Genomic DNA, 10,818 nt, shown 5'->3' with positions numbered 1-10,818 from the left:
ATTCGTTCGCGCATGAGGGAGCAACGCGGGCGGGAAGCGAACGGTGGTGTGGCTCTCCAAGGGGAAGCCGCCTGATGGCATTCATTTCCGAGGCCGAGGTTGAAGATGTTCTGCTCGGGCAGTTGCGCGCTCTCGGCTATGCCGTTGCCTTCGAGGCAGACATCGGCCCGGACGGCAAGGCGCCCGAGCGCGAAGCCTATGCCGATGTGCTGCTGCTGAAGCGTCTCGCCGCCGCCATCGAGAAGCTGAACCCGTCGATTCCCGCCGACGCGCGTGGCGACGCGCTGCGCAAGATCGTCGCGACGGAGAAGCCTTCGCTCGTCGAGGAGAACCGGCGTCTCCACAGGCTGATGGTGGAGGGCGTCGACGTCGAGTTTTATGGCGAGGACGGAACGATCCGCGGCGACAAGGTGCGGCTGATCGATTTCGACGATGCGTCAGCCAACGACTGGCTGGCGACTGGCCAGTTCACGGTGGTTGAGGGCGGCGTCAACCGGCGGCCGGACATCGTCGTCTTCGTCAACGGGTTGCCGCTCGGCGTCATCGAGCTAAAGGCGCCGGGCGGCGAGAACGCGACGCTCGCCGGCGCGCATAACCAGCTTCAGACCTACAAGACGCAGATCCCGTCGCTCTTCCGCACCAATGCCGTTCTCGTCATCTCGGACGGGCTGACGGCGCGCGTCGGCTCGCTGACCGCCGACCGCGAGCGCTTCATGCCCTGGCGCACGACTGACGGCGAAGTGATCGCCGCGAAGGGTGCGCCCGAACTTCAGGTGCTGATCGAAGGCATCTTCGAACCCCGCCGACTGCTCGACCTCCTGCGCGACTTCACGGTCTTCGGCGAGACGGGATCGGATCTCGCCAAGATCATCGCCGGCTATCACCAGTTCCATGCCGTGAAGCGCGCGGTTGCCTCGACCCTGCGAGCGCTGGCGCTCAACAAGGGTGGCGAGGCGGCGGCGACGGGCTTCAGCGAGGACCCGGCGACATTCGGCCTGCCGGGCGTCAGCAGCTATCAGAAGGGCGACAAGCGCATCGGCGTCATCTGGCATACGCAGGGCTCGGGCAAGAGCCTGCTCATGGCCTTCTATGCCGGGCAGCTCGTGCGCCATCCTGAACTCGAAAACCCGACCATCGTCGTCATCACCGACCGCAACGATCTCGACGACCAGCTTTTCGCAACCTTCTCCATGTGCCGCGACCTGATCCGCCAGACGCCGATCCAGGCCGAGAGCCGCGAAGACCTGCAGGCGGCGCTGAGCCGCGCCTCTGGCGGCGTGATCTTCACCACCATCCAGAAGTTCTCGCCGCTGACCGGCGAAAAGAGCTATCCGATCCTCTCCGCGCGGCGCAACATCGTCGTCATCGCCGACGAGGCGCATCGCAGCCAATATGGCTTCGGCGCGCGCATCGAGCGCAGGACCGGCGAGATGGCCTATGGCTTCGCCAAATATCTGCGCGATGCGCTGCCCAACGCCTCCTTCATCGGCTTCACCGGAACGCCGATCGAGAAGGACGACGTCAACACGCCCGCCGTCTTCGGCGACTATATCGACATCTACGACATCAGCCGCGCAGTCGAGGACGGCGCCACCGTTCCAATCTATTACGAAAGCCGTCTCGCGCGCATCGAACTGCCGGAGGACGAGAAGCCACGGATCGACGCCGAACTCGCGGAGCTGACCGAGGACGAGGCCGTCACCGAGCAGGAGAAGATCAAGCGCCGCTGGGCGACCGTCGAGGCGCTGGTCGGCTCCGACAAGCGGCTTTCCATGGTGGCCGAGGATTTGGTGCGTCACTTCGAGGCGCGCGTTGGCGCCATGGACGGCAAGGCGATGGTCGTCTGCATGAGCCGGCGCATCTGTGTGGCGCTCTACCGGAAGATCGTGGCGCTGCGTCCCGACTGGCACAGTGACGACGACGCCGAAGGCACGATCAAGGTCGTGATGACGGGATCAGCTTCCGATCCGCAGGACTGGCAGCCGCATATCGGCATGAAATCTCGCAGAGACCTCCTCGCCAAGCGCGCGAAGAAACCCGACGATCCGCTGAAGCTTGTCATCGTCCGCGACATGTGGCTCACCGGCTTCGACGCGCCCTCGATGCACACCATGTATGTCGACAAGCCGATGCGCGGCCACGGGCTTATGCAGGCGATCGCCCGCGTCAACCGCGTCTTCCGCGACAAGCCGGCCGGTCTCGTCGTCGACTACATCGGCATCGCGCAGAACCTCAAAAGCGCCCTCAACCAGTATTCGGCTGACGATCAGCGGCAGGCGGGCATTGATGAGGCCGAGGCCATCGCAACGCTGATCGAGAAGTTCGACGTGGTGAGGGCGATGTATCACGGCTTCGACTATGCGCGGGGCCTTGCCGGCACCGGACACGAGCGGCTGGCCATGCTCGCCGGCGCGGTCGACTGGATTCTCGGCAAGCAGCATGAGGCGGCAGCGCGCGAGACCACCGAAGACGGCAAGCGCCGGGAACACCGCCGCTATCAGGACGCCGTGCTGGCCTTGTCGAAAGCCTTCGCTCTCGCCTCCGGCAGCGATGAGGCGCGCGGCATGCGCGACGAGGTGGGGTTCTTCCAGACCGTGCGCGTCGCGCTGGTGAAGTCCGCCGACGCGACTGGGCTTGGCGGTGCCGACCGTGAATTCGCCATTCAGCAGATTCTCGACCGCGCCGTCGTCTCGACCGAGATCGTCGATATTCTCGGCGCGGCGGGTATCACGACGCCCGACATTTCGATCCTGTCCGACGAGTTCCTCGCCGAGGTTCAGCAGCTCCAGAAAAAGAACCTCGCGCTCGAAGCCCTGCGCAAGCTCCTCAATGACGAGATCCGCTCGCGCAGCAAGACGAACGTGGTCGAGACGAAGCGCTTCTCAGAGCGTCTGGAGGCCGCGATCGCCCGCTATCACACCAACGCCATCAGCACGGTCGAGGTGATGCAGGAACTGATCGAGCTGGCGAAAGAGGTTCGCGCCGCCCGGCGACGCGGCGAGGAGGAGGGGCTCTCGCAGGACGAGATCGCCTTCTATGATGCGCTCGCCGAAAATGAGAGCGCGATCGAGGCGATGGGTAACGACGCGCTCAAGGTGATTGCCCATGAACTGCTTGAGAGCCTCAAGGGCAACATCACCGTCGACTGGTCCCACCGCGAAAATGCCCGTGCCCGGATGCGGATTCTGGTGAAACGCATTCTCCGCAAGCACGGCTACCCGCCGGACCTACAGGATTCCGCGGTTCAGACGGTTTTGCGGCAAGCCGAGGAACTGTCGGCGCGCTGGGCTGTGTAGCCTGCCATCATCAGACAAACTCGACGTGTCGCGCGCGAAGGCTGTCGAATACCGCTTCCAGTCCGGTATGCGTTCCGCGAAGGCCTGACACTACCTGCTCAGCCCAGTCGAAATAGGCGACCTTTCGCTCAATCGACCAGTCGGACGGTGGCGAGGCAAGGATGTCCCGGAGGTTGCAGATCTTGTCGGCCAGCTTCACCAGCTTGGCCTCCGGCGAACTGTGCGGAGCATGGTCGATCTGGTGCTGTTTGCGGACATGCTTTTCCAGAGATTTGTCGTCGGTTACCTCAAGGACAATCGACGTTATGTGGGCCCCGAAGGCTTCGTCCAGTTCAACGGCAGTAGTTTCCGTGTCCTCGATCGTGTCGTGGAGGATAGCTGCGCACAAAACCGCTACGTCCCTTACGCCAGCTTCGTTCGCAAGGACGTTGGCGAGCGCAATGGGGTGATTGATATAGGGCGACGCATCAGCATCCTTGCGCCGCTGGTTGCGGTGCTTTTCGGCGGCGAACGCCACCGCCTTGACAAATACGGCTTCCAAGCCGGCTTCTGTTCTCATGGAATACCTACTTTTGTTGGGGATGAAATGGAGACGTGATTGATTGGCATCCATTTCCGCCCGCGGCGGTTGCCGGTGAGCGGAGCAGAAAGCTGAAGCGTCTCAATGTGGTGAGAAGATATTAGACAGTATACTGATCGGCAGCCTTTCATTCAAGGCCTGCGCGCAGTGAATCCAGATAATCGGACCAATGCTGCATCATTTTAACTCTTTCGTCCCAGAACTCGGCACGAGCGTAAGCCCGACGTACGTCGTTGCCCTCGATGTGGCCTAGCTGACGCTCAATCGCGTCGGGGTTCCATATCCCCATTTCATTGAGTAGCGACGCTGCCATCGCGCGAAAGCCGTGCGTGGTCATCTCGGTCTTGTCATATCCAAGGCGTCGGAGCGCAGCATTCAAGGTGTTCTCAGAAAGTGGACGGTGACGGTTTCCGATTCCCGGAAACACCAGAGGGCCGTTACCGGTGATCTTCCTGAGATCAACCAGCATTTGAAGTGCCTGATGCGACAAAGGCACCTTCTGGACCCGTCGCATTTTTGTCTTCGTGGCAGGTAACGTCCACACGGCTTGCCCGAGATCGAATTCGGACCACTCCGCCGTTCGTAGCTCACCAGGGCGCACAAAGACATGAGGAGCGAGTCTCAAGGCCGTCTGGGTCGTAACTTGACCTTCGAATCCGTCAATAGCCCGGAGTAGGGCGCTTACCCCTTTAGGATCGATAATAGCAGCCCTATGTCTGACCTTCGGGGTAGTCAGGGCGCCTTGGAGTGCGAACGTCGGGTCAGTCTCCGCCCGAGCCGTCGCAACCGCGTACCGGAAGACTATGCCGCACGTGCTACGGAGACGTCGCGCTGTCTCGTAACGCCCGCGGGCTTCGACCTTCCGTAGGACCAGCAAAACTTCAGGTGCTGAGATCTCGCAAATCGGTCGGTCGCCTATGAAGGGGTAGGCGAATTCGAGAAGCCATTTCGTCTTCTTGAGCGTCGCCGCCGCACGGCCCTCGCGTTCCTGCTTTGCTAACCACTCATCGGCGATAAGGCGAAACGTGTTGCCGGTGGACGTTGCTTCCTTGAGCTTTTCGAGCTTCCGCAGATAGGCGGGATCCTCCCCGTTGGCCACCAACCTACGTGCCGCCTCGCGCGCCGCGCGTGCATCGGCAAGCGACACGTCTGGATACACTCCCAGGGCAAGAAGCTTTCGGCTCCCTCGATAGCGATATTGGAAGCGCCAGTAGCGCCGTCCGTTTGGATTTACCAGCAGATACAAGCCGGCAGCGTCAGAGATCTTGTAGGGCTTCGGCCGCGCTTTGGCGGCTCGGATCGCGGTGTCGGTCAACGGCATGGAGGTACCTCCACAGAGGAGTGAAAAGTACCTCCAGAATTACCGTCACGACTTCTGGCAGCCCAAAGACGTGGTTGGACCACGTCGGACAAAAGCGCCTGATTTTGTTGGGATTTTTTGTGTTTTCCGGACGGCGTTGGACGCTCTCGGAAGTGCTGATGGTGCCCAGGGGCGGAATCGAACCACCGACACTGCGATTTTCAGTCGCATGCTCTACCAACTGAGCTACCTGGGCGCCTGACGACCGAGTGAATCGGCGCCGAAGCCCGCGCTTTATATGAGATTGATTCAGGCCTGTCCAGCGCTGACAACAGAATGAAATACATCCCGAAAAGCCCGACGGAATGGTGTGTTAGCGCCAACTGACTTCACGACCACCGGGAGGCTTTGCCGGCAGTCAATCAATCGTTGAAACAGGAGCGGGGTCGAATTCGGCGAGCATTTCGATCGCCGGCATGTCCGATGATATCTGGTGCCCCCGGCAGGATTCGAACCCGCGACCCCCTGATTACAAATCAGGTGCTCTACCAACTGAGCTACAAGGGCGACAGAAAAAACCTTTTAAGCGATAACCACTTAGGGAGCAAGTGCGAGGAAATCTTAAATCCGTTCCCCGGTCGTTCCCCGAATCCGTTCCCCCGACCGTTCGTCAGTCGGAGCGTCGCGCCGCCTGGCGCAGCTTCGCCACGTTCTGCGCCGCCCGGATGCCGCCGCGCGAATAGCGCGATGCCATCTGTTCGGTGCTCCAACCACCCGCCGCCTTGAGGTCTTTCGTCTTGAGGCCGGGCAGGGCGGGAGCGGGCGCAAACCGACCTGGCGATTGCCAGTCAGATGGCCAGTCATCAACGTAGCGCATGCGGAGGCGAGGCGGCTGCCGTGGTTCGGTCGAGGCTGGTTTGGCCGCAGCAAGTTAAGAGCGACCCGATCGTGTTGGGCCGACTTGTCGATCTGATGCCAACAGGCCGGAGGCGAGCAGTCGAAACGCACCGACCGCCTTTTTGAGGACTGCGCGGGGCTCATCGGCAGCAGCAATCCACAACGCGGCGTTGAGTGCGGCCCCGTTGATCAGTCTGGCAACAGCTTCGGCGTCTACAGGTTTTACGATACCTTCGTTGATCAACTGCTCGACCGTCCTCATCGTTGTGCGCAGGCATGCCGTCTGATTGGGCCAGCGGGACGGATCCCCTAGAACGGCTGGACCGTCGAGCAGCATGATGCGCTGGATTTCCGGCTCCAGCGCCATTTCGATAAAGGCGACGCCCTCATCAACAAATCGCTCCCAAGGCGTTTGCCCCTGGCTGCCGGCGGCGCGCATTCGCGCCAACATCTCGGCGTCGATTTGGTCGATAACAGCTTGAAGCAGCCCCTTCTTGTCTCCGAAGTTATGATACAGGGCGCCTCGCGTGAGCCCGACACCGGCCGTGAGTTCATCCATGGACGCCGCCGCATAGCCCTTGGCCGCGAACGCCGTCCTGCCGGCGCTAATTAGCTTAGCCCGCGTCTCTTCCACCATGTCAGCACGTCGCTTCGTCAAGTGGTCATCCCCTTTTCTGCATCATTGACATACGGAATGTATGTGAGATACGTGAGCATACGCTCCGTATATCTCTGCCAATCGGATTTGGCACTAGAGGAAGATCGATTGTGCCCCAGCGCGACCCCGTCTATCCCGTCGGCCGACAAGCCCTCTACGAGACCAACCGTTACTCTGCCGCGATCCGATCCGACGATCTCCTGTTCGTATCCGGTCAGGTAGGTAGCCGGGAAGACGGGACCCCGGAGCCCGACTTCCAAAAACAGGTGCAGCTCGCCTTCGACAACCTTGAGGCTGTCCTGACGGCGGCCGGTGCTACCCTTGACGACATCGTGGATGTCACGACGTTCCACACTGATCCTGAGGCCCAGTTCGGGGCGGTCATGGCTGTCAAAAATACCGTCTTTGGAGAGCCACCCTATCCGAACTGGACCGCCGTCGGTGTGACCTGGCTCTCTGGTTTCGATTTCGAGATCAAGGTGATCGCCCGCATTCCAAAGTCTGCCTGATCCGTCCCTAGGAGGAGCGGCGCGTCACCGTCGCGTCGCTCCACGCTGAAATCTAGCGATTAGCGGATTGGAACTATCGATGCCGCCGCGCGGAAAGCGGACCTTTCTGACGAATGTAATGGGTGGTTTAGAAGACGTTCGGATCACTGGACAGACCGTTTGGCCCGACGGTGAAGACCGAGCATTTAATCTCATCGAACCCATCGCGATGAAGGCACAACTTGTTGCCGCTGACCGTGAATGATCCCGATAATGGGACAACACCGTCTGATTTCCGCCACCTCCCTTCACGACCAAATCTGGTTTTCCCATACGTCTCTGAGCGAGGACGAAACAGCCACTCATGAATTTCAGCTTCAGCGGCAGAGCCTATCGTTTCTGAACCGGGGCGGAGTATTGCGGTTCAGAAGGTATCGGGGCGTCACAATCCTGACTGGAAGCAGCGACCAGCAAAGTTCCGAAGATCGACGATTTCATAATTACAGGATGGGCCTCGAAGGTGTGACGTGCCACTGAAGGTTCTCCCACAGGAGATTAGAGCCGCGGTATGAGTATGTCCTCTCGGGGGGGGCACCACGCCGGCACGCGGAACCATCAGCGCGCGCAGCGTTTCGAGGCCGAGCGCGGTGGCCCGCTGCGGGCGGTACCCGCCATCCGTGCAATCATCGAGAACGGCTAGGGGGGCTCGCATCGAGCGTTCAAAGCCGCACATTCGCGAGGACATCGTCGTCGCGGCGCCGGTCGAACTGGACGGTAAAGTCCTGCACTTGGTCGTGTCGCTCCGCCGGACCGACGACGGCACCTATCAGTACAATTTCACGTTCGATAATGGCTCTGGCGGTCCGGGGAATGGTGCCCGGTTGGCCGTCGACCGAACTGTCCACGGCAGCAGAGAAGGCACCGCCAGAGCCTCAACTTATTCGAGTACGCCCGAAATATCAAACCGGCCCCTGCGCTGGCCTTTGTGGCGGGCTGGGATACGATCAAGGGGAACCGTCGTCGGGGGGGAGCCGCGGTCGAAGGCCGCAACCGGCAGGCAAACGACCGACGGCCTAAAAGGCGCCGTCGCGCAGGTGGTCAACGAGAGCGTCGCGATCACGAGGAGCGGTAGCGCCCGCCTCGAGCATGCGGTCTTTGGCATCGGAAGACCGCGGCGATCTGCTCGACGGTGACGGTCATGGGGAGCTCCGGTCACGCGAAGTCGACGGGGAACGCATGGGGTATTCGTTCCCCATCAGGGCCGAAAAATAGCGAAAATCAGGGAACGGATCGGGAGGTTTCTGCGGTGCCCGGCTTGATTACAAATCAGGTGCTCTACCAACTGAGCTACAAGGGCGACCGTCCCGGATCTGGCCGGGGATTGCTGGCGGAACATACTTTCAGGATCGAGCGCCTGCAAGCAGCGCCGACGATGACAAGCCGGAAATGAGCTTTGGCGCTCTCGCGCGCGACGGCGTAGATTGCGGCGGTCGCGTGTTTGGGGGATGAGCGTGGGGAGTTCGTTTTACTGGATTGTCGGAACGGCGCTGGCCGCGGGCTTCGTTGGCGTGCTCGCATGGGCAGTCGCGAGCGGCCGGCTGGGCCGCTATGCTCCCTATGTCGTCGGGTTCATCGGCTTCGCGGCGCTTTGGACCGCGTGGCCTTATTGGGCGATCTACGATCTCCAGACCGCGCTCGATAAAGGCGACAAGGTACGGCTCGCCTCGCTGGTCGATTGGAATGCGGTGCGTGAAGGCATCCGCGACGATCTCAAGGCGGCCTACACGAACAAGATCGTGGCACCCGATCCGCGCGTTCAGGCACTTTCCCAGGCGATGAGCGGGGCGATGATCGACCGGATGGTCGACGCACAGATCAACCCCAGCACGCTTTCCGACATGGCACGGAGCGGATTCGGCGGCACGGACCCGATGGGGCAGATTCGCTACGCTTTCTTCGAGGGGAGCCCGCTCGTTTTCCGAATGGACATCGGTCCGGCCGGCTCGAATGTCGACCGGCAGACGATCTATCTGCTCGAATGGAACCTCGGCTGGCGGTTGAAGCGCATCATCGTGGCGCCTTACCTCCTCAGCCAGCCGCCGCGCTGAGCGGAGAACACTCAGACGCGCCGGGACAACTCATAGAGTGCGACGGCGGCGGCATTCGAGACATTGAGGCTGCGCATGTCGCCCGAGGCGGGCAGGCGGGCGAGAATGTCGCAATGCTCTCGCGTGAGTCGGCGGAGCCCTGCGCCTTCCGCGCCAAGCACCAGGGCGACCTTCGGCCCCGTCTTGAACTCGGGCAGGGAAACCTCGCCTTCGCCGTCAAGGCCGATGACCTCGAAGCCGAGATCCTTCAACTCGTCGATCGCCCGGACGAGGTTCGTTACCTTGGCGATTCGCACCTTTTCGAGGCCACCCGAGGCTGCCTTGGCCAGAACGCCCCCCAAAGGCGGGCTGTTTCGATCGGTCGTGACCAGCGCGCCGGCGCCGAAAACGGCGGCCGAGCGGAGAATCGCTCCGAAATTATGGGGGTCGGTGACCTGATCGAGCACGACGACGCGGGACGCGCCCTCGCAGGCCTCGTCCACGGTGAGGTCGGGCAGGGCGGATGCCTTGAGCGCAATCCCCTGATGCACCGCGCCGGGCGGGAGCAGAGCGGCAATCTCGTCGCCGCCGAGGATTTCGGGCTGGATGGGCAAGTCTTTTCCGAGGCTCAGGCCCTGGGAGGCCAGCTCCGCTTCCGCGTTTCGCGTCAGGAGCAGTCTCTGCGGTCTTCGTGCAGGATTGTGAAGTGCGGCGCTAACCGCATGAAATCCATAAAGAAAAGCCTCATCAGCGCCACCTTTGTGGCCGCGTTGCGCGCCGCGGGGCTGAAAAGAGGGGCCGCCCTGGCCGCGGGGCGCCCGGTTCCGGTCTTCGTGGCCCGAGGGTTTGTGTCCGGCCGAGCCGGGTCGCTTGCGCTTGGTCATGGAGCCGCTTATATTGCGCCGTCCGGGCTCATGCAAACGCCTCGCCCAACAGTGCCTTCAGCAACGCGACCAGAAAGCTGAGGACGCTGCGGGGCGTTATACGCTTTTGAGACTGGAAATGAGTTGACAGCACGGCGGCAAAGCTCAATAAAGCCGCCCGTGCTCCAAGCACGGCGGCGGCAGCGAACATATTGGGATTTCACAACATTTGACATCGGACACGGAGGGGTGCCCGAGTGGCTAAAGGGGACGGACTGTAAATCCGTTGGCTAAGCCTACGTTGGTTCGAATCCAACCCCCTCCACCATCCCTGAAAGGGGATTCGATGTCGCGGAACGAGGGAATAGGGTCAGGCGGGTGTAGCTCAATGGTAGAGCAGAAGCCTTCCAAGCTTACGACGAGGGTTCGATTCCCTTCACCCGCTCCAATCCGTCGTCCGTCGCGTGGCAGTAACTAGAAGCGTTCGATCAGTCGATCAGACCAACCGAGGTAAGAGAATCCGATGGCCAAAGAGAAATTTGAGCGCAATAAGCCGCACTGCAACATCGGGACGATTGGTCACGTCGATCATGGCAAGACGACGCTGACGGCTGCGATCACGAAGGTTCTGGCGGAATCGGGCGGGGCG

Annotated in this window: 10 protein-coding genes and 4 tRNA genes; 6 read left to right on the top strand and 8 right to left on the bottom strand. The window is 61.5% G+C overall.

Annotated features, from left to right (window positions below; all coding sequences use genetic code 11):
• The first annotated feature begins 74 nt into the window (after positions 1 to 74).
• Positions 75 to 3,296, top strand: a complete 3,222-nt coding sequence (locus tag ABFC66_RS04075; protein ID WP_346739685.1) for a type I restriction endonuclease subunit R — start codon at positions 75 to 77, stop codon at positions 3,294 to 3,296.
• A gap of 10 nt (positions 3,297 to 3,306) precedes the next feature.
• Here ABFC66_RS04075 and ABFC66_RS04070 read toward each other — a convergent pair whose 3' ends face one another.
• The 6 genes from ABFC66_RS04070 to ABFC66_RS04045 all read right to left on the bottom strand — a co-directional run bounded on the left by ABFC66_RS04070 (position 3,307) and on the right by ABFC66_RS04045 (position 6,710).
• Entirely contained in the window at positions 3,307 to 3,855 is a 549-nt protein-coding gene (locus ABFC66_RS04070; RefSeq protein WP_346739684.1) for an HD domain-containing protein, read from the bottom strand.
• Between the two features lie 148 nt (positions 3,856 to 4,003).
• Positions 4,004 to 5,197, bottom strand: a complete 1,194-nt coding sequence (locus ABFC66_RS04065; RefSeq protein ID WP_346739683.1) for an integrase arm-type DNA-binding domain-containing protein — start codon at positions 5,195 to 5,197, stop codon at positions 4,004 to 4,006.
• 159 nt (positions 5,198 to 5,356) lie between these two features.
• Positions 5,357 to 5,432 (bottom strand) — tRNA-Phe (locus tag ABFC66_RS04060).
• A 235-nt stretch (positions 5,433 to 5,667) separates the two neighbouring features.
• Positions 5,668 to 5,743, bottom strand: a tRNA-Thr gene (locus tag ABFC66_RS04055).
• Between the two features lie 103 nt (positions 5,744 to 5,846).
• On the bottom strand, positions 5,847 to 6,053 hold the full coding sequence (locus ABFC66_RS04050) for a hypothetical protein (RefSeq protein WP_346739682.1): 207 nt from the start codon (positions 6,051 to 6,053) through the stop codon (positions 5,847 to 5,849).
• A gap of 54 nt (positions 6,054 to 6,107) precedes the next feature.
• Positions 6,108 to 6,710, bottom strand: coding sequence for a TetR/AcrR family transcriptional regulator (locus ABFC66_RS04045; RefSeq protein ID WP_346739687.1), 603 nt, complete (start codon positions 6,708 to 6,710; stop codon positions 6,108 to 6,110).
• A gap of 131 nt (positions 6,711 to 6,841) precedes the next feature.
• Here ABFC66_RS04045 and ABFC66_RS04040 point away from each other — a divergent pair, with 131 nt between their 5' ends.
• Both ABFC66_RS04040 and ABFC66_RS04035 read left to right on the top strand, forming a co-directional pair.
• On the top strand, positions 6,842 to 7,240 hold the full coding sequence (locus ABFC66_RS04040) for a RidA family protein (protein WP_346739681.1): 399 nt from the start codon (positions 6,842 to 6,844) through the stop codon (positions 7,238 to 7,240).
• A gap of 1,490 nt (positions 7,241 to 8,730) precedes the next feature.
• Positions 8,731 to 9,327: a DUF2939 domain-containing protein gene (locus tag ABFC66_RS04035; RefSeq protein ID WP_346739680.1), complete on the top strand. Its 597-nt coding sequence runs from the start codon at positions 8,731 to 8,733 to the stop codon at positions 9,325 to 9,327.
• Positions 9,328 to 9,338: 11 nt separating this feature from the next.
• Here ABFC66_RS04035 and rlmB read toward each other — a convergent pair whose 3' ends face one another.
• Both rlmB and ABFC66_RS04025 read right to left on the bottom strand, forming a co-directional pair.
• A complete protein-coding gene (rlmB, locus tag ABFC66_RS04030) occupies positions 9,339 to 10,190 on the bottom strand; it encodes a 23S rRNA (guanosine(2251)-2'-O)-methyltransferase RlmB (protein WP_346739679.1) in 852 nt (283 codons plus the stop codon).
• Positions 10,191 to 10,218: 28 nt separating this feature from the next.
• On the bottom strand, positions 10,219 to 10,380 hold the full coding sequence (locus ABFC66_RS04025) for a hypothetical protein (protein WP_346739678.1): 162 nt from the start codon (positions 10,378 to 10,380) through the stop codon (positions 10,219 to 10,221).
• A gap of 32 nt (positions 10,381 to 10,412) precedes the next feature.
• On the opposite strand from ABFC66_RS04025, the gene ABFC66_RS04020 reads away from it, so the two are divergent.
• From ABFC66_RS04020 to ABFC66_RS04010, 3 genes are all read left to right on the top strand, one after another.
• Positions 10,413 to 10,497, top strand: a tRNA-Tyr gene (locus ABFC66_RS04020).
• Positions 10,498 to 10,543: 46 nt separating this feature from the next.
• Positions 10,544 to 10,617, top strand: a tRNA-Gly gene (locus tag ABFC66_RS04015).
• A 75-nt stretch (positions 10,618 to 10,692) separates the two neighbouring features.
• Positions 10,693 to 10,818, top strand: a 126-nt coding sequence (locus ABFC66_RS04010; protein ID WP_346739686.1) for a GTP-binding protein, incomplete at its 3' end; no start/stop codon positions are given.

This window comes from Parvibaculum sp. (assembly GCF_039680535.1).
Classification (GTDB): Bacteria; Pseudomonadota; Alphaproteobacteria; order Parvibaculales; family Parvibaculaceae; genus Parvibaculum.
Note: the sequence above shows the minus strand (reverse complement) of the source record. Positions and strands in the feature narration are given on the sequence as shown.